Annotated in this window: 31 protein-coding genes and 1 pseudogene; 14 read left to right on the top strand and 18 right to left on the bottom strand. The window is 63.0% G+C overall.

The window, feature by feature from the left end:
- The 4 genes from G8O24_RS01380 to G8O24_RS01365 all read left to right on the top strand — a co-directional run.
- A partial coding sequence (locus G8O24_RS01380) for a flagellin (protein WP_283815472.1) occupies positions 1 to 182 on the top strand: 182 nt, incomplete at its 5' end.
- Positions 183 to 397: 215 nt separating this feature from the next.
- Positions 398 to 2578 (top strand): DUF1522 domain-containing protein, encoded by a 2181-nt coding sequence (locus tag G8O24_RS01375; RefSeq protein ID WP_438503262.1) that lies wholly within the window; start codon positions 398 to 400, stop codon positions 2576 to 2578.
- Between the two features lie 417 nt (positions 2579 to 2995).
- Positions 2996 to 3364, top strand: coding sequence for a flagellar biosynthesis regulator FlaF (gene flaF, locus G8O24_RS01370; protein ID WP_188095731.1), 369 nt, complete (start codon positions 2996 to 2998; stop codon positions 3362 to 3364).
- Between the two features lie 12 nt (positions 3365 to 3376).
- Entirely contained in the window at positions 3377 to 3745 is a 369-nt protein-coding gene (locus G8O24_RS01365) for a hypothetical protein (RefSeq protein WP_188095729.1), read from the top strand.
- A gap of 14 nt (positions 3746 to 3759) precedes the next feature.
- Here the strand turns inward: G8O24_RS01365 and G8O24_RS01360 are convergent, their stop codons facing one another.
- The 4 genes from G8O24_RS01360 to G8O24_RS01345 form a co-directional block, all read right to left on the bottom strand.
- Positions 3760 to 4119: a hypothetical protein gene (locus tag G8O24_RS01360; RefSeq protein ID WP_188095728.1), complete on the bottom strand. Its 360-nt coding sequence runs from the start codon at positions 4117 to 4119 to the stop codon at positions 3760 to 3762.
- Positions 4120 to 4280: 161 nt separating this feature from the next.
- Positions 4281 to 4775: a hypothetical protein gene (locus tag G8O24_RS01355; RefSeq protein WP_188095725.1), complete on the bottom strand. Its 495-nt coding sequence runs from the start codon at positions 4773 to 4775 to the stop codon at positions 4281 to 4283.
- A 12-nt stretch (positions 4776 to 4787) separates the two neighbouring features.
- Positions 4788 to 5168, bottom strand: a complete 381-nt coding sequence (gene flgJ, locus G8O24_RS01350; protein WP_188095723.1) for a flagellar assembly peptidoglycan hydrolase FlgJ — start codon at positions 5166 to 5168, stop codon at positions 4788 to 4790.
- Positions 5168 to 6292 carry a flagellar basal body P-ring protein FlgI gene (locus tag G8O24_RS01345; RefSeq protein ID WP_188095721.1) on the bottom strand — a complete coding sequence of 375 codons (1125 nt, stop codon included), beginning with the start codon at positions 6290 to 6292 and terminating at the stop codon, positions 5168 to 5170. The genes flgJ and G8O24_RS01345 overlap by 1 nt, the downstream gene beginning before the upstream one ends.
- A gap of 282 nt (positions 6293 to 6574) precedes the next feature.
- Here G8O24_RS01345 and G8O24_RS01340 point away from each other — a divergent pair, with 282 nt between their 5' ends.
- Positions 6575 to 6988, top strand: coding sequence for a flagellar assembly protein FliX (locus G8O24_RS01340; RefSeq protein ID WP_188095719.1), 414 nt, complete (start codon positions 6575 to 6577; stop codon positions 6986 to 6988).
- An 80-nt stretch (positions 6989 to 7068) separates the two neighbouring features.
- On the opposite strand, the gene G8O24_RS01335 is transcribed toward G8O24_RS01340, so the two are convergent.
- Positions 7069 to 7440, bottom strand: coding sequence for a winged helix-turn-helix transcriptional regulator (locus G8O24_RS01335; RefSeq protein ID WP_188095717.1), 372 nt, complete (start codon positions 7438 to 7440; stop codon positions 7069 to 7071).
- 149 nt (positions 7441 to 7589) lie between these two features.
- Between G8O24_RS01335 and G8O24_RS01330 the strand changes: the two genes are divergently transcribed.
- The gene (locus G8O24_RS01330) at positions 7590 to 8201 is read left to right on the top strand and encodes an NAD(P)-dependent oxidoreductase (protein WP_188095715.1); all 612 of its coding nucleotides are present in this window, start codon (positions 7590 to 7592) and stop codon (positions 8199 to 8201) included.
- Positions 8202 to 8417: 216 nt separating this feature from the next.
- Positions 8418 to 8783: an RNA polymerase-binding protein DksA gene (dksA, locus tag G8O24_RS01325; RefSeq protein WP_008554760.1), complete on the top strand. Its 366-nt coding sequence runs from the start codon at positions 8418 to 8420 to the stop codon at positions 8781 to 8783.
- A 285-nt stretch (positions 8784 to 9068) separates the two neighbouring features.
- Here dksA and G8O24_RS01320 read toward each other — a convergent pair whose 3' ends face one another.
- On the bottom strand, positions 9069 to 9467 hold the full coding sequence (locus G8O24_RS01320; protein ID WP_188095713.1) for a winged helix-turn-helix transcriptional regulator: 399 nt from the start codon (positions 9465 to 9467) through the stop codon (positions 9069 to 9071).
- A 93-nt stretch (positions 9468 to 9560) separates the two neighbouring features.
- On the opposite strand from G8O24_RS01320, the gene G8O24_RS01315 reads away from it, so the two are divergent.
- A complete protein-coding gene (locus tag G8O24_RS01315; RefSeq protein WP_188095712.1) occupies positions 9561 to 10589 on the top strand; it encodes an SDR family oxidoreductase in 1029 nt (342 codons plus the stop codon).
- An 85-nt stretch (positions 10590 to 10674) separates the two neighbouring features.
- On the top strand, positions 10675 to 11454 hold the full coding sequence (locus G8O24_RS01310; RefSeq protein ID WP_188095710.1) for a 2-keto-4-pentenoate hydratase: 780 nt from the start codon (positions 10675 to 10677) through the stop codon (positions 11452 to 11454).
- Between the two features lie 265 nt (positions 11455 to 11719).
- Here G8O24_RS01310 and flgH read toward each other — a convergent pair whose 3' ends face one another.
- The 4 genes from flgH to flgF are packed head-to-tail and all read right to left on the bottom strand — an operon-like array spanning position 11720 to position 15203.
- A complete protein-coding gene (flgH, locus tag G8O24_RS01305; RefSeq protein WP_188095708.1) occupies positions 11720 to 12484 on the bottom strand; it encodes a flagellar basal body L-ring protein FlgH in 765 nt (254 codons plus the stop codon).
- A 9-nt stretch (positions 12485 to 12493) separates the two neighbouring features.
- Positions 12494 to 13627: a flagellar basal body P-ring formation chaperone FlgA gene (gene flgA, locus G8O24_RS01300; RefSeq protein WP_188095707.1), complete on the bottom strand. Its 1134-nt coding sequence runs from the start codon at positions 13625 to 13627 to the stop codon at positions 12494 to 12496.
- 9 nt (positions 13628 to 13636) lie between these two features.
- Positions 13637 to 14425 (bottom strand): flagellar basal-body rod protein FlgG, encoded by a 789-nt coding sequence (gene flgG, locus G8O24_RS01295; RefSeq protein WP_188095705.1) that lies wholly within the window; start codon positions 14423 to 14425, stop codon positions 13637 to 13639.
- A 16-nt stretch (positions 14426 to 14441) separates the two neighbouring features.
- A complete protein-coding gene (gene flgF / locus G8O24_RS01290) occupies positions 14442 to 15203 on the bottom strand; it encodes a flagellar basal-body rod protein FlgF (protein ID WP_188095704.1) in 762 nt (253 codons plus the stop codon).
- A 385-nt stretch (positions 15204 to 15588) separates the two neighbouring features.
- On the opposite strand from flgF, the gene fliL reads away from it, so the two are divergent.
- The 4 genes from fliL to G8O24_RS01270 are packed head-to-tail and all read left to right on the top strand — an operon-like array spanning position 15589 to position 18542.
- The gene (fliL, locus tag G8O24_RS01285) at positions 15589 to 16089 is read left to right on the top strand and encodes a flagellar basal body-associated protein FliL (RefSeq protein ID WP_188095702.1); all 501 of its coding nucleotides are present in this window, start codon (positions 15589 to 15591) and stop codon (positions 16087 to 16089) included.
- Between the two features lie 30 nt (positions 16090 to 16119).
- Positions 16120 to 17322 carry a flagellar motor switch protein FliM gene (fliM, locus tag G8O24_RS01280; protein WP_188095701.1) on the top strand — a complete coding sequence of 401 codons (1203 nt, stop codon included), beginning with the start codon at positions 16120 to 16122 and terminating at the stop codon, positions 17320 to 17322.
- Positions 17319 to 17765, top strand: coding sequence for a DUF6468 domain-containing protein (locus G8O24_RS01275; RefSeq protein WP_188095699.1), 447 nt, complete (start codon positions 17319 to 17321; stop codon positions 17763 to 17765). Before fliM ends, G8O24_RS01275 begins: the two co-directional genes overlap by 4 nt.
- A gap of 9 nt (positions 17766 to 17774) precedes the next feature.
- Complete coding sequence (locus G8O24_RS01270; RefSeq protein WP_188095698.1) at positions 17775 to 18542, top strand: MotE family protein; 768 nt, start codon at positions 17775 to 17777, stop codon at positions 18540 to 18542.
- A 95-nt stretch (positions 18543 to 18637) separates the two neighbouring features.
- Here G8O24_RS01270 and G8O24_RS01265 read toward each other — a convergent pair whose 3' ends face one another.
- From G8O24_RS01265 to G8O24_RS01245, 5 genes are read right to left on the bottom strand one after another with little or no spacing between them, the layout of a single operon-like run.
- Positions 18638 to 19552: a hypothetical protein gene (locus tag G8O24_RS01265; protein ID WP_188095696.1), complete on the bottom strand. Its 915-nt coding sequence runs from the start codon at positions 19550 to 19552 to the stop codon at positions 18638 to 18640.
- A 24-nt stretch (positions 19553 to 19576) separates the two neighbouring features.
- Positions 19577 to 20779 (bottom strand): site-specific integrase, encoded by a 1203-nt coding sequence (locus tag G8O24_RS01260; protein WP_188095694.1) that lies wholly within the window; start codon positions 20777 to 20779, stop codon positions 19577 to 19579.
- Entirely contained in the window at positions 20749 to 21039 is a 291-nt protein-coding gene (locus G8O24_RS01255; RefSeq protein ID WP_188095693.1) for a hypothetical protein, read from the bottom strand. The genes G8O24_RS01260 and G8O24_RS01255 overlap by 31 nt, the downstream gene beginning before the upstream one ends.
- 3 nt (positions 21040 to 21042) lie before the next feature.
- Positions 21043 to 21948, bottom strand: coding sequence for a phage Gp37/Gp68 family protein (locus tag G8O24_RS01250; protein ID WP_188095691.1), 906 nt, complete (start codon positions 21946 to 21948; stop codon positions 21043 to 21045).
- Complete coding sequence (locus tag G8O24_RS01245) at positions 21941 to 22612, bottom strand: nucleoside triphosphate pyrophosphohydrolase family protein (RefSeq protein ID WP_188095689.1); 672 nt, start codon at positions 22610 to 22612, stop codon at positions 21941 to 21943. The genes G8O24_RS01250 and G8O24_RS01245 overlap by 8 nt, the downstream gene beginning before the upstream one ends.
- Positions 22613 to 23476: 864 nt before the next feature.
- Here G8O24_RS01245 and G8O24_RS46330 point away from each other — a divergent pair.
- Positions 23477 to 23578: pseudogene (locus G8O24_RS46330) on the top strand (PEPxxWA-CTERM sorting domain-containing protein); the annotation flags it as partial.
- Positions 23579 to 23789: 211 nt separating this feature from the next.
- On the opposite strand, the gene G8O24_RS45380 reads toward G8O24_RS46330, so the two are convergent.
- From G8O24_RS45380 to G8O24_RS01225, 3 genes are all read right to left on the bottom strand, one after another.
- On the bottom strand, positions 23790 to 23939 hold the full coding sequence (locus tag G8O24_RS45380) for a hypothetical protein (RefSeq protein ID WP_306666285.1): 150 nt from the start codon (positions 23937 to 23939) through the stop codon (positions 23790 to 23792).
- A 115-nt stretch (positions 23940 to 24054) separates the two neighbouring features.
- Entirely contained in the window at positions 24055 to 24543 is a 489-nt protein-coding gene (locus G8O24_RS01230) for a hypothetical protein (RefSeq protein ID WP_188095687.1), read from the bottom strand.
- A gap of 58 nt (positions 24544 to 24601) precedes the next feature.
- The gene (locus G8O24_RS01225; RefSeq protein ID WP_188095685.1) at positions 24602 to 24799 is read right to left on the bottom strand and encodes a hypothetical protein; all 198 of its coding nucleotides are present in this window, start codon (positions 24797 to 24799) and stop codon (positions 24602 to 24604) included.
- Positions 24800 to 25098: the final 299 nt, after the last annotated feature.

Genomic DNA, 25098 nt, shown 5'->3' with positions numbered 1-25098 from the left:
GTCAGGACTTCAACAAGAACCTGACCAACGTGCTGCAGCCCGGCTCGTCCACCCTGACGCTGGCCGACACCAACGTCGAGGCGGCCAACAGCCAGGCGCTCTCGACCCGCCAGTCGATCGCGGTCTCGGCGCTGTCGCTCGCCAACACCTCGCAGCAGAGCGTGCTGCAGCTGCTCCGCTAAGCGGCTGAAGTTACTCCATAAAATCGGGCGGCGGGGCTTTTGCCCCGCCGCTTTTTTGTGCGTTCCGGGGCAGGGAAGGGCGTACACCAGACATTAACCGTATCCCTTAAACCGGCGTTAACCATACTTTAAAGGACAGCTCCTAAAACTGGACAAAAGCCCGCTTCCAGACCTGCGCGGCCGATTCGTATCCGGTTCAAGAGGAAGACTTGCCAATGTCCAACATCGTTCTCTCGGCGTCCGTTCGCCAGAACCTGTTGTCGCTGCAGTCGACAGCCGACTTGCTGGCCACGACGCAGGAACGGCTGTCGACCGGCAAGAAGGTGAACACCGCGCTCGACAATCCGACCAACTTCTTCACGGCACAGGGGCTGGACAACCGGGCGAGCGACATCAGCAACCTCCTGGATGGCATCAATAACGGTGTGCAGGTGCTCCAGGCGGCCAATACCGGCATCACCTCGTTGCAGAAGCTGATCGACTCCGCCAAATCGATCGCCAACCAGGCACTGCAGACCACGGTCGGCTACTCCACAAAATCCAACGTTTCGACCACGATTCCGGGTGCGACACCGGCGGATCTGCGCGGCACGACGTCTTACGCGAGCGCGACGGCCAACAGCAACGTGCTCTATACGGGTGCGGCCGGCGGCGTCACGCCCGTGACCGCGGCTGCCGCGCTCGGCGCCTCGCTCGGCTCCAGCGCCGGCACCTTGACCGGCAATACGACGACCGCCGCCGACGGCACCACGGCGCTGGCCGGCACGGATACGCTGCTCGGCAGCACGACCTCAACCACGTTCAGCACGCCGCCGGCCGACGGCGCCACCCTGACGGTGAACGGCAAGACCATCACGTTCCGCACCGGCCCGGCGCCGGCGACGCAACCGACCGGCTGGGGCCTCAACGCCAGCGGAAGCATTGCCACCGACGGCAACGGCAATTCGATCGTCTATGAAGGAACCGCGGCCGCTCCCAAGGCGACCGTCAACGACGTGCTCAGTGCGATCGATCTTGCCAGCGGCGTCAAGACCGCGACGATCAGCGCAGGTGCGGCGACGCTTGCGACCAGCGGCGCGACCGTCGGTACGGTCCAGACGCCATCCTCCATCGGTGCGGGCGGCGTCGTCACGCTGAAGAGCTCGACCGGTGCCGACCTGAGCGTGACGGGCAATGCCGACTTCCTTCACGCCCTCGGCCTCACCGCAGCGACCGGTGCGGGCAATGCCAGTGTGACCGCGAACCGTTCGACGACGGGCGGCTCGCTGGGGACGCTCGTGCAGGACGGCTCGACGCTGAATGTCGACGGCCACACCATCACCTTCAAGAACGCGCAGACGCCGCAGTCGGCCACAAGCGTGCCCACCGGCTTCGGTGTCAACGGCAACGTCGTCACCGACGGCAACGGCAACTCGACGGTCTATCTGCAGAGCGCGACGCTGACCGACCTGCTCAATTCGATCGACCTCGCCACCGGCGTGAAGACCGCGAGCCTGTTCAACGGTGCTGCGAATCTCTCCACCACGTCGGGCCAGATCCCGTCGTCGGTGAATTCGAGCGGCCAGCTATCGATCTCGACCGGCATCAATGCCGATCTTTCGATCACCGGAACCGGCAACGCGCTCAGCGCCTTCGGCCTCAGCGGCAATACCGGGACGGCGACGGCATTCAGCGCCGATCGCAAATCCGGTGTCGGCGGTGTCAGCGGCAAGACACTGACCTTTACCTCCTTCAACGGCGGCACGCCGGTCAACGTCACCTTCGGCGACGGCACCAACGGCACGGTCAAGACGCTCGACCAGCTCAACGTGCAGCTTCAGGCCAACCATCTGACCGCCACGATCGATGCCAACGGCGTACTGACGGTCACCACCGTCAACGAATACGCCTCCTCGACGCTCGGCTCGTCCATTGCCGGCGGCACGGTCGGCGGCACGCTCGGCAGCGTGCTCGCCTTCACCACCGCACAGCCGCCGGTGCAGGATCCCGTGGCGCAGACCGCGCGTTCGAGCCTGGTCAGCCAGTTCAACAACATCCTGGCGCAGATCGACACGACCTCGCAGGACTCCTCCTTCAACGGCGTAAACCTCTTGAACGGCGACACGCTGAAGCTGGTCTTCAACGAGACCGGCAGCTCCACGCTCGGCATCAACGGCGTGGTGTTCAACGCGGCGGGTCTCGGCCTCAGCAATCTCGTCCCCGGCACCGACTTCATCGACAACGGCGCGACCAACAAGGTGCTGCAGAGCCTGAATGCTGCATCGAGCACGCTGCGTTCGGAGGGCTCTTCGCTCGGTTCCCACCCCGCTACCGGTCCGGCGCGCCAGCACTCCCCCAAACCCAACATCAGCGTGGCCCCGCCCGGCGCCCCCAGCCTGCCCCCCGCCGCCCCCTAGGACGACGCGGCGAACAGCCGGGCGCTGTCGCCCCGCCAGTCGATCGCGGTCTCCGCGCTGTCGCTGGCCAACCAGTCGCAGCAGAGCGTGCTGCAGCTGCTCCGCTAATTCGAAAGCGCAAGAATCGAATCTTGAGACCGCGCATCTTGAGACAGCGCGGCGGGGCTAACGCTCCGCCGTTGTTTTGAAGGAGTCCGCTAACACTGGATTAGCCGAGATCGATGCGCATGATGCAGTGCAAGTTTACAGCTTGCGTTGGCGCATCTAGCCTTGTGCGACAGAAGGACTCTGCGACCCGTAATAATCCGGAGTGCTTCCAAGCGCACATGTAAGCAAATCTTAAGCGGTGATGCATAGGGTTGGGAAAGAAATCCTTAAGTCCGTTCAACGGGCTAGGAAGCTTCCAAGGTGTGATTGATGTCGAATTCTGCTGCCTCGGCCTACGCGCGTGTCGCAACGACGACCGCTTCCCCTCGCGACATCGAGGCGCAGACTCTGCTGAAGGCTGCCAACAAGCTCCAGGACGCTGTCAACAATGCTGACCCATTCAGCGAGCAGACCACGCAGGCGTTGATGTTCAATCGCAAGCTCTGGACCATCTTCCTCAGCGAGGCGATGCGCGACACCAACCCGCAGCCGCTCGACGTCCGGCAGAAGATTGCCAACATCAGCGTGTTCGTGCTGAGCCAGACGGCGGCGCTGCAGATGAGCCCGCAGTTCGATCACTTCCGTCCGCTGATCGAGATCAACCGCAACATCGCCGCTGGCCTCTCCGGCCGGCCGTGACGGAGACTCATGATGTCCGACATCATGAGCATTCTGTCGACCGCCTATAAGTCCAGCGTCCTTTCGAGCACCACGGGCTCGTCCAAATACGTTGCCGTCGACTCGTCGCTCTACCAGGGCAATTGGACCGGCACCTATCCCGACGGCAAGACGTTCTCGCTGAATGTCTCGCAGGTCAACGGCTTCCGCGCGCAGATCCACTATCAGAGCGGCGGGACCTCGCAATACCAGCAGGTGCTGATCAAGGATTCCTCGTTCCGCTTCGGCAACACGAAGTTCACGTTGACCGATACCGGGAAGGCGCAGATCAAGAACGTTGTCACGGACCCCGCGACCGGCTCGAGCTATCTCGACACCGCGCAGGCCACGCTCGACAGCTGATCGGCAGGCGCGCTTTAGGCGCTGAGGTCCGTGTTGAGCGGACGCGAGGGCTCCGACTTCAAATCCAGTGCATGGAAATAGGCACGCCGGCGCAGCATCGCCTCGTCGGGGAACTGGTTGACCACCGCATCGGTCTTGTCGTTGACGACCTGGAACACCATGGATGCGGCCGCCTGGTCGAACACCACCTGGCGCGAGATGTTCTCGCTGTTCTGCAAATCATTGCGCGCAGGCGCGCTGGTATCACTCGCGGCGACCGTCTGGCTCACGGGCAAATCGGTTTGCACGGCTTCGTTCGCCGCCGAATTCGACGTCGTGACGATCTGTACGGGGGCCGGTATCCCCACCGGCCTGATGCTGAAATCTGTACTCATGGCAGCCTCCTGGTTGCCTTACGTGAGTCAAATCCCAACCCCTCTCAATACGCAACCATGGAACACCAGGATTGAACACCCGGTAAGGAAACGTGGCTAACCACGCGACGCTTTAGCCGCGCGGTTTTTCCTAAAATTGAAGACAGTTCTTGCGAGGGCGCTCAGAGCGAGCGGCTGACCGCGAGCGGCGTGATGTGGCGCGGACCGGGAGCCGCGCGGCGCCCTGCCGCGGTGTAGGTGTTCGGCACGTTGCGCTTCTGGATCTCGGCATTGACGCCGCGCACGACGCTTTCGGAAACTGCGTGCGCGGTTGCGAGCACGGTGAGGTTGACCTGGAGCATGGCGCGGAAGGCATCGTGATGCCGGTGCAGCGTCGAGAGCAGCTCGGGCGCGGATTTCGCGAGCTGCGGCTGGTTTGCCTTCAGCTGGCCGACGGCGGCGACATAGCGCCGCGACAGCTCCTGCTTCTGGCCCTCCATCGTCATCGCCTCGCGGACCTTGCCGGCGCGGACCAGCTCGGTTTCGCGCTCGATCAGGCCGAGCAGCGCGTTCATCGCGTCCATCAGGTCCTCGGCGAGCTTGCGCGCCGCGGCGCTCTCGGGCGTGCCGGGACGCTGTGCCGGCATTGGCTGACGTGAGGCGTTGAAGTGGTTCATCTCGAAAGGACCTTATGCCGTGCGGATGGTTTTGGCCTGCTGCATGATCAGGGTACGGTAGACCTCGGTGGCGACACCGACGCCGCCGGCCTTGGCGAAGTTCTTGGAATATTGCTCGGTCAGCATCGAGCGCCACACGCCCGTGCCCGGTGTATCGCCGAACGGGCCTTCGCCCTTCAGGCCCGACGTCATCTGCGAGAACATGCTGTTGAGGAACATCGCCTCGAAGTCGGTGGCGGTCTTCTGCGCCTTGGCCTGCTGCTGCGGCGAGACCTTCTGAAGCGCGGCGGCGAGCTCGAAGTCTGGACGGTTGTTGCGGCTCTCGACCGAGAAGGCCGGGTTCGAGAGGGCGGCGGTGACGGCGTGGGCGCTGTTGATCATGCCGGCCTGCATCACATCACCTCGATGTCGGCTTCGATCGCACCGGCGGCCTTGATCGCCTGGAGGATGCTGATGAGGTCGCGCGGGCCGATGCCGAGGCCGTTGAGGCCGTCGACGAGCTGCTGGAGCGAGACGCCGTCCTTGACGACAGCGAACTTCTTGCCATCCTCGGTGACGCCGACGCTGGACCGCGGCGTGACCACGGTCCGGCCTCGCGACAGCGGGTTGGGCTGGCTCACCTGCGGGCTTTCGGAGATCGTGACCGTGAGATTGCCCTGCGCGACCGCGACGGTGGCGACGCGGACGTCGCGGCCCATTACGATGATGCCGGAGCGTTCGTCGATGATGATCTTGGCGGCGAGGTCCGGATCGACCTGGAGCTGCTCGATCTCGGTCAGAAAGGCGACGACGTTGCCCTTGAACTCCGGCGGGATCGAAAGCTGCACCGTCGATGGATCGATCGGCTCGGCGGTCTTGACACCGAGATAGTCGTTGATCGCGGCCGCGATCCGCTTGGCCGTGGTGAAGTCGGCGTTGCGCAGCGCGAGCCGCACGTTTGGCAGGCGGTTCAGCGCGAATTCGATCTCGCGCTCGATGATGGCGCCATTGGCGATGCGGCCCACGGTCGGAACGCCGCGCACGATCTTGGCTGCCTCGCCCTCGGCCTGGAAGCCGGAGATCGCGAGCGAGCCCTGCGCCACCGCGTAGACGTTGCCGTCGGCACCGAGGAGGGGGGTGACGAGCAGGGTGCCGCCGCGCAGATCCTTGGCATCGCCGAGCGCTGACACGGTCACGTCCATGCGCGTGCCTTGGGTGGCGAAGGCCGGCAGATTGCCCGTCACCATCACAGCGGCGACGTTGCCGGTGCGGATGGTGGCGCCGCGGATGTTGACGCCCATGCGCTCGAGCATCGCCTGCAGCGACTGCTTGGTGAAGGGAATGTTGTTGAGGGTGTCGCCGGTGCCGTTGAGGCCGACGACGAGGCCATAGCCGATCAGCTGGTTCTGCCGCACGCCTTCGATGTTGGCGAGATCCTTGATGCGCGAGGTCGCATTGGCAGAGGCGGCCGAGAGCGCCAACGCTGACAGCGCGGCGCAGGCCACTGCAAAAATTCTCACCCAACGAACGCCTGGCATCCTCTGCTCCCCAAGGCTTTCCGAGAAGCCTCCTCACATCTCGGACCATCTGCGACACTCCCATGACGAGCTGGTCCGACGCTGTCCTTGCGAGCGCTGTGCCAACGCGGGGCAGAGGGCCTAGGCGATTGAATAGGTTGAGTAAACTTGTTTCCTCCTGTGTCAGCGGCCGTTGTCGCTGAGGAGCGAAACTGCCGCCCGTCGGCAGTTTTTGCCGGCCCGTTTACGTTCCGTTAACCATAAAGCGGCGAATGTGGCGCATCGATCACCCGGATTGCTTCGATGCGCATCTACGGACCGAATGGCACCACGCTTGGGACCCCGGCGAGCCAAGCCAGGCGAACGAGCTCCGGCACCTTCGTGCTGCCGGATACGACGTCGGCGCAGGAGACGCGGAGCGCTGCCGCACCGAAGGCCACCGCCAACATCGACGGGCTTCTCGCGCTGCAAGGCATCGAGGAGGATCCGGTCGAACGGCGCAAGCGCTCGGTTGCCCGCGGCAGGACCGCGCTCGACGTGCTCGACGATCTCAAGATGGGACTTCTCTCCGGCAATCTCGACACGTCGACCGTGATGCGGCTGCGCGATGCGGCGGCGAATTTGAAATCGTCGTCCGGTGATCCCGGCCTGGATTCCGTGCTGTCCGAGATCGAGCTGCGCGTCGAGGTCGAGCTGGCGAAGGCCGGGCAGGGCTGATCGTCACGTTATCCGTCACCCTGAGTGGCCGCTTCTTCAGCGACCCTCGAAGGAAGACGGGTCTGCGAGGGGTCTCGCGCCTACGCCGCTTCCTGCTTCAACTGCGCGTCGTAGCGGCGCTGGGCGGCGAGCACGTCTTTCAGATTCTCCTCGGCCCAATCGCGCAGCGGATCGACCGCGGCGGCGAGCGTCAGGCCGAGCTGCGTGATCGAATATTCGACCGTCACTGGCACGGTCGCGATGGCGCGACGCTTGAGCAGGCCGTCGCGTTCGAGCGACTTGAGAACCTGGCTCAGCATCTTCTGCGAAATGCCTTCAATCGTGCGACGCAATTGATTGAAACGCATCGGCTCCTCACGCAGCAGCAACAGGATCAGCACGGCCCATTTATCGCCGACACGATCGAGGATCTGGCGCGTCGGGCATTCGGCGGCATAGACATTTGGTTTCATTCTGGGGGTCCTCATGCTTGCTTGGGCTCGCCAGCTGTCGCCCTGGTTACTCCGGTGTAATCAGGTAAGCACAAAGTGCGCTCTTAACACCAGCATTCCTTGCGATATCTAGTCACCATTAGTTACCACAGAAGCAAAGGAAGCCTTCCATGAAAATCGCAGTCGCCGGCGCCTCGGGTCGGGCCGGGTCAGAGATCACCAAGGAATTGTCCCGCCGCGGTCACGCGGTTACCGCCATTGCCCGGAACCCCGACAAGATTGCGGCGCTGCCGAACGTCACACCAACCAAGGGAGATGTGCTCGATCAGGCCGGTCTGGCCAAACTCTGGGCCGGGCATGACGCTGCGATCAGTTCCGTGCACTTCCTGGCGAGCGACCCGCACAAGCTGATCGGCGCAGCCAAGACCTCCGGCGTCGGGCGCTATCTGGTCGTCGGTGGCGCCGGCAGCCTTGAAGTCGCCCCCGGCGTCAAGCTGGTCACAACTCCCGGTTTTCCGGCCCAATACAAGGCCGAGGCAGAGGCAGGCTCTGCGTTCCTCGACCTCCTGCGGCAGGAAAAGGACCTGAACTGGACCTTTATCTCGCCCTCGGCCCTTTTCATCGAAGGGGAACGGACCGGCAAGTTCCGGCTTGGCACCGACCAGCTTCTCGCAGATGCGAACGGCAAGAGCTGGATCAGCTTCGCCGACTACGCCATCGCGCTTGCCGACGAGATCGAGAAGCCGGCCCACCCAAGGCAGCGTTTCACGGTCGGCTACTAGGCTTTTGGCCGCCCCCCGGGCCCTGCGGGATAAACCTTCCTGTGCAAGGGCTTGGGGGCGGTAACTGCGCCATTAAGGAAATATTGTCTGTCACAAGGGGTAGCTATATAAGCCCCGGCTCAACGGACCCCGTTCCGTTCGCGAGTCGTTGCTTAAGAAGATAGGCCGCCCTTGGAAAAGTTGAAAAACTACCGACCGACCGAAAAAGAGCCTTTCATGAACGACCGGCAGAAGGAGTACTTCCGTCTGAAGCTCCTCGCCTGGAAGGATGAGATCCTCAAAGAGTCCAAGCTCACCCTGCAAGCCTTGCAGGAGGAGAACGTGAACCACCCCGATCTGGCTGATCGGGCATCGTCCGAAACTGACCGCGCCATCGAACTCCGCGCCCGCGACCGCCAGCGCAAGTTGATCGCCAAGATCGACGCCGCGCTCCAGCGCATCGAGGACAACACCTACGGCTATTGCGAGGATACCGGCGAGCCGATCTCGTTGAAACGGCTCGAAGCGCGGCCCATCGCGACGCTCTCGGTGGAAGCGCAGGAGCGCCACGAGAAACGCGAGAAGGTCTATCGCGACGAATAGAGTCCGAGCCGCAGCGATGCGGCTCTTTGTTTTTTGGGACGCAAGGTACCGTTTGGTGCCGCAATCAGCATTTTGGCTGTTGCTCGCCGCCGCGAGCCTCGATGCACGTGCGCAATCGCGAAAAATGAATCGGGATCAATGAGCTAGAGTCGATTCCTGAAACCTCACGTGAGTTCACATGAGAAACAGCCTTCACTTCAGGTGCGGGATGTTTTCGCGAGTCGCATCAACGGGATCGACCCGTATGCTGTGAAGCTGATCAAGCCGCGTCATGTTTCGCTGCAATCAGGCTTCATGCGACGCTGAGAGGCGCGCATCTCCATAAAGCCTGGACCAGCTCAATATTTCCTTAAACGCCGGCAGCAGGCCGTAGGCCGCATCCGTCAGCTCATATTCGACCCGCAGCGGCTTCTCGGCAAAGGCGGTGCGGGATACCAGCCCGTCCTGTTCGAGCTCGCGCAGCTGCGTCGTCAGCATGTGCTGAGTGATGCCATCGATCGATCGCCGCAACGCGCCGAAACGAACCGCCCCGTTCATCAGCGCGAACAGGATCTCGAGTTTCCACTTGCCGCCGAGCGCGTGGATGGCGCGCTTGAAGTCGTCGAGCAGGGCAGGGTCGGGGCTGCAATCGCAGTCGCCGTCGCAAATGCTGGTCAGGTTTTCCATACCGGTCTCGGAATCCATTCTACTTGTTCCACCGAGAGATAGGGGCCAGATGCGGCCTTGAGCAGGGTGGCGGCCTCATTCGCGCACCCGGCGCAACGAGGGAATTTGGCAATGAGCACCGTTCTGGTCACCGGCGGGTCCGGCTTCGTCGGTATCCATGTCGTCCTGCAACTCCTGGCCGCGGGCCATCAGGTCCGGACCACGGTGCGCCGGGCGGACCGGCAAGCCGACGTGCTGGCGATGCTGCGCGAGGGTGGGGTGGCATCGCCCGAAAACCTGTCCTTCTTCACCGCCGACCTCACGGCCGACCACGGCTGGCACGAGGCGATCGCTGGCTGCGACTACGTGCTCCATGTCGCCTCGCCGCTGTCGACCAGCGTTCCCAAAGACGAGAACGAGATGATCATCCCGGCCCGCGACGGCACGTTGCGGGTGCTGCGTGCCGCCCGCGACGCCAGGGTCCGGCGCGTCGTCGTCACGTCCTCGCTGGGGGCGATCGGCTACGGCCACGAGCCGCGCGAAAGACCGTTCGACGAGACCGAGTGGACCAATCTCGAGGGCGCTGACGTGCAGCCCTACATTAAGTCGAAGACCCTGGCCGAGCGGGCGGCCTGGGATTTCATCGCGCGCGAGGGCGGCGGGCTCGAACTGTCGGTGGTCAATCCCGCCGGCATTTTCGGTCCCGTGCTGGGGCCGGACTTCTCCGGCTCGATCGAGATCGTCAAGTCGCTGCTCGATGGCGCCATGCCGGCGGTGCCGCGGGTCTATTTCGGCGTGGTCGATGTGCGCGACGTCGCCGATCTGCATTTGCGGGCGATGACCGCGCCGGAGGCTAAAGGCGAGCGCTTCATCGCAGTGTCGGGCGAGCCCGTGTCAATCCTAGACATCGGCAAGGTGCTGCGGCGAGAACTGGGCGCCAAAGCGCGCCGGGTTCCCAGGCTGCAGGCGCCGGACTGGCTGGTGCGGGTCGCCGCATACCGGATTCCCTTGCTGCAGGCGGTCGTGCCGATGCTGGGGCGTGTCAGGCGTTCCACCAGCGCCAAGGCGCGGTCTGTGCTGGGCTGGCAGCCTCGTTCCAACGACGAGGCGATTCTTTCCACCGCCGAGAGCCTGATCCGGCTCGGCCTGCTCAAGGGCTGATCCTGCACGCCGCCCGTGCTTGTCAGGCCCGGGCGGGGATGCTGAAGTGCCGCCCTTGGTTTGGTAGCGTGGAAAGGCGGCGCCGATGGACAAAATTCTCGAGGCCGCAAAGGCGATCGCACTGGCGCGCAGGAACCATGCGCCGCTCGCCGCGCTGGAACATCCGCCAGGCGACGAGGCCGAGGGCTATCAGGTGCAGCGCGCGCTGCATGATTTGCTGCTGCCGCATGCCGGCCCCCTGGTCGGCTACAAGATCGGCTGCACCAGCCAAGTCATGCAGGAGTACATCGGCATCCCGCACCCCTGCGGCGGCGGCGTGTTCCAGAAGGGCGTGCATGACAGCGGCGTCAAGCTCGCGGCGTCCGACTATGTCCGCGTCGGCGTCGAGTGCGAGATCGCGGCGCGGCTGAAGCGCAACCTTGCCGCCGGCGAGGCGCCATTCACGGCCGAATGGGTCGGCGAGGCCGTCGAGGCCTATCACCCCGCGATCGAGATCGTCGACGACCGCTACGTGAAATGGGAGACGATGGGCGCGCCGACCTTGATCGCCGACGATTTCTTCGCCGCCGGCTGCGTGCTGGGCCCGTCGGTTGCGCGCTCGTCGGTGCCCGACCTGAAAGCGGTCAAGGGCCGCGCCCTCGTCAACGGCGAGGAAGTCAGCCACGGCACCGGCGCCGACGTGCTTCGCCATCCCCACAACGCACTCGCCTGGCTTGCCAACCATCTCGCCGCCGAAGGTAAGGGCCTGCATGCCGGACAGCTCGTGCTGACCGGGAGCCTCGTGAAGACGCTGTGGCTGAAAGCCGGCGACAAGGTGCGGATGGAGCTCGATGGGCTGGGCGTGGTGGAGGCGGAGTTTACGTGAGGCGCTCTCTCCACCCGTCATTGCGAGCGTAGCGAAGCAATCCAGAATCTTTTCCGCGGCGGCAGTCTGGATTGCTTCGCTTTGCTCGCAATGACCGAGTGTGCGGCAGCGGCGTCGCTGCAATTGCGCGGACTTGAACCGCTGCCATAACGACACCACCCCCACCAATAAATGCGGCCTCCGGCAGGGGAGCTACCGGAGGCCGCGTCGTACATCGTCGTTCGCGCCTAGGTTCGCGAACACGATGTGGGAGCTCGGGAGAACCTTAGAAGGGCAGCAGCACGTCCATGACTTGCTGACCGTAGCGCGGCTGCTGCACGTCCATGATCTGGCCGCGGCCGCCATAGGCGATGCGGGCCTGCGCGATCTTGCTGGAATCGATGGTGTTGTCGCTCTGGATGTCCTCGGGGCGGACGATGCCGGCGACCACGAGCTCGCGGATCTCGTAGTTGACGCGGATCTCCTGCTTGCCTTCGACGACGAGGTTGCCGTTCGGCAGCACCTGGGTGACGACGGCGGCAACGTTGGTCTGCAACGCTTCCGTGCGATTGACCGAACCCTTGCCGTCGCTGGAGGCAGTGGAGTCGGCCGTGAGAATGCGGCCGGGCAGCACCTTCTGCGCCTGTACGCCGAGCGTCTTCGCCCCGATGAAGTCGGTAATCCCCGAGTCTTCCTTGTTGGTGCGGCTGCGCTGCGTCTCGTTCTCGATATTGGCCTTGTCGGTGATGTTCACCGTCACGGTCAGGAGGTCGCCGACATGGGTGGCGCGCTGATCCTTGAAGAAGGCGCGGCTGCCGTTACGCCACAGCGAGTTCGGGCTGTAGGAGGCGACTTCCGGCTTCGGCATCGGCATCTGCACCGGCTTGTAGCCGGGCTGCGTCGTCGGATTTTCGATCGCGGCCAGCTTTGGTTGCTCGCCGATCTGCGACAGGCGGTCGATCGAGGAGCAACCGCCAAGCGCGCTGGCTGCCAGCAGCAGGGCAGAGACCGCGATGCGACGAAGACGGGAAGCCGAACTGAAAACGGACATGACAAACTCTTACTTGGCTTGGGCTTGCGAGACGCGAGCTTGCGGGATCTGGACTTCTGCGATCTGGCCCGGCGAGGCGGGGGGCTGGACCAGGTTGCGGAGGAGGGCTGCGGTGTCGACCGGGGCGGGCGCTTCGTCGCGCTTGAGCGAGGAGGTCTGCTCCACCGCAGGCGCCATCGGCGCGGACTGGCTGGCGCCCTGCACGGTCACCTGGCCGCGGCCGGTGACGACACCGGTCAGCGTGCGCTTGGTCTGCAGATTGATAACGCTCACCGTGTCGCCCTCGGCGCCGGCTTCGATCGCCTTGCCGCGGGTGGTGAGATAGATCCCGGGGACCTGATAGATCACGGTGACGCTCTGGTCGCGCGAGACGAATTCCGGTTTGGCGATGTCGGCGACGCGGATCGGCGTGCCGGCGCGCATCGGCCGGCGCAGCTGCATGCCGACCGCGCGCTCGCGCGGCGCGGGCTCGCCGGCCACTTCCGCCTTCGGCCGGCGCTCCAGCGCGACGTCGGAGGATTTCAGCATCTCGCTGCGATCGATGTCGCGGGTCAGCACGGCGACCTCGACGGTCTCGATCGCGGTGCCGGTCAGGCGCAGCTTGGTCGGCGCCGGGTTGCTGTCGTTGTTGATTTCGAAGGCGATGTCGAAGCGGCCGCCGCGGGCATCGTAGCGGGTCGCGACCGCCTGGAGAGCGCCGGTGTTGGAGGCATCGAGGCGCATGTCGGCGAGACCGCGGTCGAAGGTGACGATGATGTTGGCGGCATCGCCCAGGCCGAAGCGGCGCTCGAGCGCGGAAGCGACCGCGTTCTCGAGATCCTTGCTGGCAAGCGTGCGGGCAAGGCGGGTGACCTGGACCTCCTTGATGTCGCCGGTCATCACGCCGATCACCTGCTTGGCGCGGAGCACGCTCAGCACCTGGGCGACCGGCAGCGCGCCGGTGGTGCCGAGATCGGGCGAGCGATAGACCGGGATCAGCGCGGCCGAGCCGGCATTGTCGATGAGGTCGCCGACCCGCACCACGTCGGAGGTCACGGTGACGTTGGCGCGCAGCGTCAGCGTCGCGATGCCATCGTCTGCGGCCCGCGCCGGCAGCGCCAGCACGAGCAGGGCGGAGAGTGCGAGAAAGGCGGTGCGGATCATCTCATCACCTCAGCGGAACAGCGCCGTGGTCGATTGCATCATCTGGTCGGCGGCGCTGATGACCTTCGCGTTCATCTCATAGGCGCGCTGCGCAGCGATCAAATCGCTCATCTCCGAGACGACGTCGACATTGGCCTGTTCGAGGCTGCCTTGCGTGATCTTGCCGTAACCTTCGGAGTTTGCGGTGCCGTCTTGCGGCGTGCCCGACGAGGTCGTCTCGATGAACTGGTTGCTGCCGACCGGCTGCAGGCCCGCCTTGTTGATGAAACGGGTCACGCCGATCTGGCCCAGCACGGTGTTGCTCGACGAGCCCGGCAGCGTCACGGTGACCTGACCCTGCTCGTTGACGGTGATGCCCGAGGCGTTGTTCGGGATCGTGATGGTCGGCTGCACCGGGTTGCCGCCCGCGGTGACGACGCGGCCCTGATTGTCCATCTGGAAGGTGCCGTCGCGGGTGTACTGGTAGGTGCCGTCGGGCATCAGGATCTTGAAGAAGCCTTCGCCCGAGATCGCGAGGTCGAGGTCGTTGCCGGTCTGCGACAGCGTTCCTTGCGTCATGCTGCGCGGCGTGCCGACGGTCTTGACGCCGCCGCCGATGTCGACGCCGACGGGCAGGATGGTGCCCTGGTCCGAAGCCTGGGCGCCGACGCGGCGGATGTGCTCGTAGATCAGGTCCTGGAACGCCGCGGTCTGCTTCTTGAAGCCGGTGGTGCGCAAATTGGCGATGTTGTTGGAGATCACCTGAACGTTCAGTTCCTGTGCCGCCATTCCGGTCGCAGCGGTGTGGAGCGCTTGCATGTCAATGATCCCCTAATCAGGCCGGAACGTCGGCGAGCTTTTCGATCGCCGATTTGTGGAGGTCGCTCTGCTGTTGCAGCAGGTTGGCGATCGCGGTGTAGCTGCGCATCACCTCGACCATGCGGCTCATCTCGCCGACCGAATTCACGTTCGACTTCTCGACATAGCCCTGCTGCAGGGTGGACTTGGTGTCGGGCTGCTGGGTGGCGGAGCCCGTGTCATAGAGGTTGGCGCCGAGCTTGATCAGCTTGGCCGGGTCGTCGAACGTCACCATCTTGATCTTGCCGCGGATCGAGTCCGTCTTGGCGGTGCCCTCCAGCACCGTCACGGTGCCGTCGGGGGCGACGTTGACGTCGTGGTCGGTCGGCTGGAACACGATCGGGCCGCCGGTGCCGAGCACCAGATTGCCGTCGGAGGTCATCAGCTGGCCGGTGCTGCTGAGCGCGAATTTGCCGTCGCGGGTGTAACGCTCGGCGCCATTGGCCTGCACGGCGAAGAAGGCGTTGCCGCTGATCGCCATGTCGAGCGGGTTGTTGGTCGCCTCCATCGGCCCCTGGCCGACGTCGCGATAGGTGCCGCGGTCCTGCACATAGGAGACCCGGCGGTCGGAGCCGACGAAATTGTCCTCATGCGCGTTCGAGTTGAGGTACTCCTCGAACAGCGAATGGTCGGCCTTGAAGCCGTTGGTGTTGGCATTGGCGACGTTGTTGGCGATGACATCCATCTGCCGCTCCAACGTCATCTGCCGTGACAACCCGATCAGAAGCGCATTCTGCATCGGTCGATCTCCCCTCAAATGAGCCCGGCCCTTTCGCTCTCCCAAGCGCTTTGGCCGATCCCGTGAACGAGGCCGTCGGGTTCTCCCAAACCGTCCGGTCTCGGCCTCTCTCAGCGAAAGCCGTGCCAACGCGAAAAGATAAGGAATTACAATTGGATGTCGATTTTTCGGAGCTCCGGGCGGGGGGCAGAAAGGTTCTGTTAGCCATGTTTGCCCGGCAGATTTTTCCTAGCGAAGGCCCGATCGAAAGGTTCCGTTAACCATTATTACCGTAGCGTTTGCGCCTAAGAGGAGCGCATCGCGCTGGGACATTTGTATCGCGTCACTGTCTGCCAGGAGGCTTCGCTCTTTCGACCCTTGATGAGATGAGCGAGCCCGGACGACCATGGCAGAGAACGAAGCGGAAGGCGGCGCAGCCGCCGAGGGCGCGGAAGCCGCTCCGCCAAAGAACAAGCTCAAGCTCATCATCATGGCCGTCGGCCTGCTCGCCGTCCTCGGCGGCGGCGCTGCGACCTGGTTCTTCTTCTTCCGTCATGGCGACGACGAGCATCATGCCGAGGCGGCGCCTCCGCCGAAGCCGCCGGCCTTCGTCGACGTACCCGACATGATGGTCAACCTCGCCGGCGCGCCAGGCGAGCGCGTGCAATATCTCAAGCTCAAGATCGTGCTCGAGCTGAAGGAAGAGAAGCAGATCGAGGCGATCAAGCCGTCGATGCCGCGCGTCACCGACATCTTCCAGACCTATGTGCGCGAGCTCCGTTCCTCCGATCTCAACGGCTCCGCCGGCATCTTCCGCCTCAAGGAAGAGCTGACCAAGCGCGTCAACGCCGCGGTCGCGCCGATCCAGGTCAGCGCGGTGCTGTTCAAGGAAGTCGTGCTCCAGTGAGGATGCTGCGGAAGGGTACGGGCTAGCGTCATGGCCGGCAACGAGCAGATGGATCAGGATGCGATTGCCGCCCAATGGGAGGCGTCGCTCGATTCCGAGGATCCCGCGGAGGCCGCGAAGGCCGCTGCCGAAAACGAACTGTCGGAGACCATGGCCCTGCAATGGGCGGCCATGGTCGAGGACGGCAGCCGCGATCTCGGCAACGGCAAGAACTCCGGCGAGCGGGTGCTGTCGCAGGAGGAGATCGACAATCTCCTCGGCTTCACCGTCGGCGACGTCACGCTCGACGACCACAGCGGCATCCGCGCCATCATCGATTCGGCGATGGTCTCCTACGAGCGTCTGCCGATGCTCGAAATCGTCTTCGACCGCCTGGTGCGGCTGTTGACGACCTCCTTGCGCAATTTCACCTCCGACAACGTCGAAGTCTCGCTCGACCGCATCACCTCGGTGCGCTTCGGCGACTACATGAACTCGATCCCGCTGCCCGCCGTGCTCTCGGTGTTCAAGGCCGAGGAGTGGGAAAATTTCGGCATGGCGACGGTCGATTCCAACCTGATCTATTCGATGATCGACGTGCTGCTCGGCGGCCGCCGCGGCTCGAGCCAGCTGCGCATCGAGGGCCGGCCCTACACCACGATCGAGACCGAGCTGGTCAAGCGCCTGGTCGAGGTGGTGCTGGCCGACGCCGAGCAGGCGTTCCGGCCGTTGTCCCCGGTGACCTTCACGATCGACCGGCTCGAGACCAATCCGCGCTTTGCCGCGATCAGCCGCCCTGCCAATGCCGCGATCCTGGTGCGCCTGCGCATCGACATGGAAGACCGCGGCGGCAACATCGAGCTGCTGCTGCCCTACGCGACCATCGAACCGATCAGGCCCGTCCTGCTCCAGATGTTCATGGGCGAGAAGTTCGGCCGCGATCCGATCTGGGAAGGCCATTTCGCCACCGAGATCGTGCAGGCCGAGATTTCCGTCGATGCGGTGCTCTATGAGGCCGACATCCCGCTCAAGCAGCTGATGCGGCTCAAGGTCGGCGACACCCTGCCGCTGGACATGCGCGCCGATGCCAACGTCTCCGTGCGCTGCGGCGACGTCATCATCACCGAAGGACGCATGGGCCGGGTCGGGGAGCGCGTTGCGATCCGCGTGACGAAACCCTTGCGCAAGCCAAGTACGACACTTGCGATGTTCGAGAAGGTGGACGAACAGAACAAGCTGATGGAGGCCCCATGAACCACTCCCTGGGAATGGCGATCGAGACGCTGGTGGCTATCCTGCTGATGCTCACGATCGGCTATTGTATCCTGCTGAACAAGCGGCTGACGCGGCTGAAGGCGGACGAGCATTCGCTCAAGGCCGTGATCGGCGAGCTGATCACCGCGACCGAGATCGCCGAGCGTGCCATCGGCGGGCTCAAGCTCGCGGTGCGCGACGTCAACGAGAATCTCGGCAGCCAGCTCGCGGCCGCGACGCAGATGTCCGACCAGCTCTACAAGCAGCTCGGCGAAGCCGACAATGTGGTGCGCCGCCTCTCCAAGATCGCGATCGCGGCGCGCCCCGTGACGCATCCGGAAGCCGCCGCCGCGCCGGTGGCCAAGCCCTCGCCCGCGAAGGCGGTGGCCGCCGCCGCCGAGGCCTTTTCGGAGCGCCGAAGGTCCAACGGTCTCGCCGCATAAAGCCAGGGTATGAAGTCGTTTCGTAACATCCGCGTCATTCCGGTCGTGCTGGTTGCGGTCGCAGGTCTCGCCATGCTGAAAGTGGCGGGACTCGTGATCAATGGCGGCTATGTCTTCGACTACCAGCCGAACAGCGCGAAGAAGTCGTGGGCGCAGGAGAATCTGAACTTCCCGACCGGGCGCGAGGACCCTGACGTCACCGGCTCGACGCATGGTGAGCCGAAGGAAGCGCCCAAGCCGGCCGCGGCCGAGAGCAAGCCGCCGGAGGGCGGCACTCCGGTGAAGATGGACGAAGCTCAGCCGCAGGTCTCGGCCTCGGAGCGCGCGATCCTGGAACGGCTGCAATCGCGTCGCCAGGAGATCGAGGCCCGCCAGCGCGAGATCGACATCCGCGAAAGCCTGTTGAAGTCGGCCGAAAAGCGCATCGAAGGCAAGGTCGAGGAGATGAAGGCGGTCGAATCCCGCATCTCGGCGACCCAGGCCGAGCAAAAGGCTGCCGAGGCCCAGCGCCTGAAGGGCCTCGTGATCATGTATGAGAGCATGAAGCCCAAGGACGCCGCGCGGGTGTTCGACCGGCTCGAGATGAGCGTGCTGATCGAGATCGCCTCGGCGATCGCCCCCCGCAAGATGTCCGACATCCTGGGACTGATGTCCTCGGAAGCCGCCGAGCGGCTGACGGTCGAGATGGCGCGCCGCGCCAACGGGGGCGGGGATCAGTCCGCCGCCGCCGGGGACCTGCCGAAGATCGACGGCAAGCCGACGCAAAAGCCGAATTGAGGGCTCATACTTAAGAAGTCCTTAGACGGGACGCCTAAAAAGCGCTGACAAATCAATATGGCTGTGCGCCGTGTGCGCCGTCCTCTCGCACACCGTCAAATCTTTTCGATGTTGACAGAAACCATGGGCGTGCCTCGCGGCCAACTCAGCATGATGATGCTGTGTCTATTCTTTTGGCGAAGGTTCAACTCATGGGGCCGGTGAACCAACTTGCCCATGTTGATGCCTTCCATGTCGAATAGCAGATCGCATTCGAAACCAAGAAACGAAATACGAGCACCGCAGAAACGAGTTGCGCTTTCCAAAGTGAGTGGCGCGAATTGTAGATGGAATGCCGTGTTTATGACGGTGCCAGGGCTACCGACAAAGTAAAGACCTGCAGCAGTTTCCCATTGGTGGTCGAAGAGAGCCTTCTGCACCTTGTCGAGGTTGATGGTGTGAGTATCCGCAATTCGAACTCCGCCAGCGCTAGCAAGCCTGGCAAAGTAGACACCACAAGCTACTTTCAGCATCCATGCTTCAATGGCGGTGCCGTCGAACAGTCGAATGTGTGGGTTCCGGCGCTTACCGCCAGAGAGGGTATCCTTCAGCCCACGGAAGAATGCTCCGGCCTCCTGATCGAGCGGAGAGAGGGCTTCGTTGTGGCGTTTGCACAGAATATTGGCGACTAAATTATCCACGGCCAGGCGCCTCTGTTCACCCGGCTTCAAGAAAGGCATGCCCGACATGGTTATTCCACCGCCATCCTCGGCGAGGAACTCGAGCAGGTTTTTGGAAAAATAATGCTCGGCCGAAATCTTCTCCGAACAGTCGTTCGTTCCATTTAGGTAGCATCGTGGATGCGAGTAGCTGGTCGACGGTCCCGGCGGCGAAATGGATGGCGTTCGTTTTCGAAGCTTCATGTCCGTACGGTCTAAACAGCATCGCTCGACCATCCATTTGCTATCGCACGGGCAGAGGTCCGTGAGATTGATTTTGAACTTGCCCTCCTGAGCGGCCAGGCTCGCCATTGGACCTCTGTTGATCATCGGCAATCACTTCTTACGGCTCGCAACGCGCGCGGCTGCGATGCGGCGGTGAGCCTCGAGGACGGCAAGATCATAGACCTTTGCCGCGGTGTCCGAGTTCTCCGCGTGCCCCATCAGCTTCTTGACGTCATCGAGCGGCGCGCCGGCAGCGCGGGCCTCCGTCGACCCGGACTTCCGCAAATCTCGGCTCCAGACCTTCGCTGATAGCCCGATCGCTTCCTTCACGTCGCACCAAACATCGTGGAATTTGTCGTTGCGATAGGGGAAGCCAGTCTTTGGGTTGACGATCAGAGGGCCCACGCGCTCGGCCTCGGGGATCAGCGCGAGCTCCTCCATCACCATGGGGCACGCGGCGAGATCGATCACCACGGGTAAGCCCGTCGTGAATTCCGTCTTGGTCGGCGTCCAGCGCAGGATCAGGTTTTCGTCGATGTTCGCCCAGGTCGGGCCTATCCACTTCGTGCCGTGATCGTGCACTGCCGACGGCTGAGAATCCGCGATCGGAAACCACTGCCCAGTGACGTCCCATTGTCGAACAGCGCCCTCAAACTGGATGGCGTAGCAAAGCGCCGCGCGCGGATGAGCGGCCGCGTGCGCAGCCGCGCGAGCCTTCACCACGACATCGGCAGGAAGCGCGACGTCGCGAGGCCGGAGCGTCTCAAACCTGATGGCGTCGAGCACCGCGCGGAATTCGACGCATCCCGGCTTGCGGCAGAGGATGCCGAACGAGAGTGCGGCCTTGAGGACGTAGATGGCCATGCGCGCCTTCGCAACTTGGCGCTTTGTCTTGCCTTCCGCCGGCTCTGACCAGACCGCGAACCAACGCTTCACGTCGCGGCCGTCACACGCGTTGATCAGCCGCTCGCCGATGTTCGTGCGCATCATGCGCAAATAGACATCGTATGGGACGCGCGAAGAGCGCTTCAGCTTGTGGTATGGGCTCTCCTTGTCGACCTGGTAGAGGTCGAACAGAGATCGAAACGTGCCGTCGAACTGCGGGTCGATGTTCGATCTCTTCCCCTTGAGCCACGACAGCATCTCGGCCTGCAGGCGCTCGCAGCGCTGACGAAGCTGCACGGGATTGTCTGCAAGAGAGGTAAGATGCACGGATTTGAGGGGATAGCCTTCAGCGATCGCTGATTTGCTGGCGCGCCAAACCGGGCGCTTGCCGTTGTATCTCAGGCCCGGCGGGCGCTCTTCTTTTTCCACGTTCCCCAATCCTCCGGCCCGTCACGCGACGCAACTGGCTGGGCGGTGTCCAGGCGGTACTCGTGATCGAAGAAACGCTTGATCGCCGGCGTGTACCGGCCGCCCATCTCCGCATCGATCTTGGGGAAGCCGCGGCCCTCAAGTAAAGGGGCAAGCTGGCGCCAATGAGCATATTTCCCCGGTCCCAACAGGGCGACCGAAATTGCCTCTTCCTCGGCAAAGAGGGGCAATTTATCGAGCGGTTGGAAGCGGTTGGACATGGATTAGGCCGCCAGTTGCGGCGGGAAGGCCTTGTGCTCGATGCCGTCGAGCCGGTCTCCCGTCTTGCTCCGGCCAAGCCGTTCCATGACGGTGCGAGAGCCGAACATCGTGAAATGGCGAGGATAGCTGTCGACCTGGACCATGGCCGTTCGGTCGTATTCATAGTCGCCGAACGCAAAGCGGCCAGGCGATCCGGAGGCGCGCAGGCGGGCAGGGGCCCATTCACCCCACTGCTTGAAGTGAAAGGCGATGCCGCCGGCAGCGCACTGATCGCGGAGCTCGCGGACCCACTGAATGCTCATCGGTCTAGCGTGCGTCCCGCTCTCGCCGCCGGTAATGATCCAGTCCGGCCGAGCGTCGCCGATGTTGATCGGGCCGAGCAGCGGCTCGGCCGAGATGCCGTGCCATGCCGCGGGCACGGCCTTCAGCTTGGGGTAGTCGCGGTCCCATTCGGCCTGGTTCGCAATGGTCGACATCAAGCCGACGTGCGGCATACGCGTCCAAGCGCCGGCCGGGACCATCTTCAAAACATTTCCGATACGCTTCGTTAGAAGGATCCAGCGCAGATCGGGAGTTCGGTTGATCAGGCTGAAGAGATCTGCGCGCCACTCGGCGGGCACCTCGTTGTCGAAGACGTCGGCGAGCGACGCGCAGAAGACGCGCTGCGGGCGTTGGTGGATCGAATAGAATTGAAGGTGCTGCCGCTGCCATTTCAGCGGGTTGCCCCACGTCTTAGTTCGATGCCGCGGCGCAGGAGACTGGCCAGGCTCTCCCCAGGACGCAACCCACTTTCGCCGCTGGTTCTCGGTGGCCGCATAGCAGTGATCGCACGCTGGCGAAACGCGCGTGCAGCCAATCCACGGATTGAACGTGTGGTCGCACCAACTGATTGCGCTGTTCTCACCCATGGCGGCGCTCCGGGGCGTGCTGCATGAACTGGATCAAACGATCCTGCTTGCGGACCATGCCGTCGATGAGGTGATCTCGACTGACAATCTCCGCGAAGATGATCTTGTCGATCATCTGTTGAAGGTCTCCGACCTCAAGGCCAAGTTCCTCGTCGTTCTTCTTTCCCGTGCTCGGATTGGTATTGCCGACGCCGAACCGCAGGAGCTTCGAAGCTGCGACGATCACCTCTGCGCATTCCTCCTGAAGGATTGTCAGGATCTCGCGCTCGTACGGCGTCAAGGGCCGGCCATCGCTCGGCACGAAACGATCTTCGCTCATTCGGCGGCGCTCAGCCGGCTGGCGGAGCATCACAAGGTGCTGGCGTCCGAGCTGGAAAGGGCCATTGCGTCGGCGCAAATGGCGCCCGCCGTGCCGGTCGTTGATCCCTTCGCAGGCGGCAAGACCAGCCGGCCTTGATAGAACCGGCCTGCGCATTGACGGCGGGAACATCTGCTTTTCCGTCTGCGTTTCGTGCGCATGAGAGAGCGCATCCGCACAGTCCGGCTTCAAGTCCTCATGACGAAAGAAGACATGCAAGCGATCGATGATTTCTGGTTTGCGCAGAAACTGCCGAGCCGGGCAGAGGCCGTGAGGAAGTTGCTGCGGCGGGGTATCGCTGCGCAAACCAGTGGCGACTAAGTCTCCCTTAAATCACCTTGCGGCGTAGTCGGTGCTGGATCGCCCTCAGGTCGTCGGCATATTCTTGGCAGATAATCCAAGCTTCGATCTCTTTATTGGCGAGGCGCCTGACCGGTGCCGAGCACGACGGGCAGCGCGGGCTAGGGTCTTGCGCCAATCGCATCTCAGGCTCAGCGGCGACCGCAGCGCAACTTATGCGCAAAGTTTGCCGCGCAGCCGTCTTGACCGGACAGTAATTCTTATGGAACTTTGGTTCCATCATTTTTTTCAAAAGGATATTAGCCAGTGAAACCTTGGATATTTTCAGGTGCTCTGCTGTTTGCGTCCACGGCGCTGTTCCAGCCTGCCGGGGCTGCTTACGTGAAGTATACGGGCACGGCCTATTATGGATGGACCGATCAACTCGGCCTGCTCTCGCCGCACCAGTCGAGCGGATCGAACGATCCCGTCAGCCTGGAGATCGACTTCACGCCCACCTCCGTGACGAACGGATTTTACTTCTTCAACACAGCGACATTTGACTTCAAAGTGGCGGGCGGAGAATGGAAAGGCGCCATCACGCTGGACCCGGACTGGCCCTCGATCAACCAAGCCGCCTGGAACTCGCAAGGGTTGGGTTTTGGTGGCGTTGCGGCACTCAGCTTCAACTACGACAATAATCAGTATGCCGGCGGCAAATTGGTCAGTATCGGCATGTTCGGCGGAACTCTGAACTTTTACGATCGATATTTTGATCCAGCCTCCGCTTACGAGTGGAACGGCTTTACCTATTACCAGGCTACGGACACGCAGCTGGGCGCGCATGACGGCTCAATTATCTTTGATCCGAGCGCTCCGTCTTCCGTTAGTTCGGTCCCTGAGCCCTCTACATGGGTGATGATGATCCTCGGCTTCTGCGGGCTGGGCTCCATGGCGTACCGACGTCGATCTCATCTTGGTTTAGCGGTGTAGCGGCATGGAGATCGTCACCACCTGTATCAATTGCTGAGGGCTTAACGGACGCGGGCTGATCGGGTCTATGAGTCAGCGGTGGGTGACCTATCAACGAGGGGCGGAGAGCTGGCCCCGGCTTCAGGGGGGCTTTGGGGCTATGGGCCGGGGCCGCTCCGCCAGCCCGGCGGCGAGCTGGCTGAAGGGCAATCCGTGGCGCGGTCTCCCGTTCCTACGCTCGGCCGATTAGATCTCCGGCCGGCGGCATCAGCTTCAGATACGTGCCGCTTTCGTGCAACCAGAGCCAGCCCTTCTCGACCGCGTATCGGATGCCGTTGCCGAACTCTGGGGCGCCCTTGCTGCTGCCGTTCAAGAGAGGCACGAACTTCGCGTTGACGCGCTCGATGTAGATCGGACCGGCTCGACGGCGGCGGCGATCTCGACCAGCTTGCGCGCGGCAGCCTCTGCGTTGGCGTATGGTCGCTCGGCAGCGTATGTCATTTCGAGATCTGATCCGCAGTCAGCTCTTTCAGTTTCGGTTCTAATTTATCTATGGCGGCACCTAGGTTGGCCATCAATTGTTCTTTGATCGCGGGCGTTTGCTGTAAAGCGGATGCAACCCCGATGGATCTTTCCACGATCTGTGATCGATATTGTTCGATCAAATTCAAGTTGTAATAGGCATCCGCCAGTTGGGTCATCTTCTTGTGGTCGAGTCTTGCAAGTAAACCGGCACCCGTGACTACATTCCACGCTGCGAACTCAAGCGGCTCGGTTGTAACCTGCCGCTGCTTCAACAATTCACGTAGCTCTTTTATTCGTCCATCATTGTTGACGAGCTCTGTTTGCAGCATTTCTACTGCTCGCAGACCAGCCGCTTGCTCTCGCTCGCGGTCGCGAGCGATATTGAAGTTCAGGTTGCCTACGGCCACAAGCATGGCGCCTGCGGCTATCATCACCAGCCACAAAGTACTGCTGATCTGCATTTGACCACACTCCCTGGGGAAAGAGGCGCAACTTGCGTTGCGCCTCCCCGTTAACGCCTTACGGCGCGGCCGGAATTTCCCCGTAACGGCGGCCAGTCTTGATCTCACTGATCCTGCCGGGGTTCACGTCGTAGTCCGCGGCGATCCGGTTCACGAAGTCACCCTCACGGATGCGCTTCTTAATGAAGGGAACGTCTTGGGGTTTAAGCGTGTACGAGGGTTTGCGGCCGAAGCCGCCAGACGCAATTCCAGTCATGATTTGTCCTTTTGACTGGTTAGACTGCAGCCGTCTTGACAGAGGACCTCGAATAAGGCGTGGTGCGCCTCTCATCGAGGTTTGTCTTCCAGGGTGTGCAACGGCAACGGATTTGGCACACTCCGCCTCGATCAAAACGGTCCGAAGTTCGCACCTTCGGGCCGTTTCTCATTTCCGAGACGAATCAACGTTCTGTAATCTTTAAGATTTCCGTAAATCCCGCAACCGGGTTACTCCGGATATGCGACCTATGAACAGGCCGGGAACATGCGGGCGCACATGACCTAGCCAAGGCGCAC

The sequence above is a fragment of the Bradyrhizobium campsiandrae genome (genome assembly GCF_014529705.1).
GTDB lineage: Bacteria > Pseudomonadota > Alphaproteobacteria > Rhizobiales > Xanthobacteraceae > Bradyrhizobium > Bradyrhizobium campsiandrae.
Note: the sequence above shows the minus strand (reverse complement) of the source record. Positions and strands in the feature narration are given on the sequence as shown.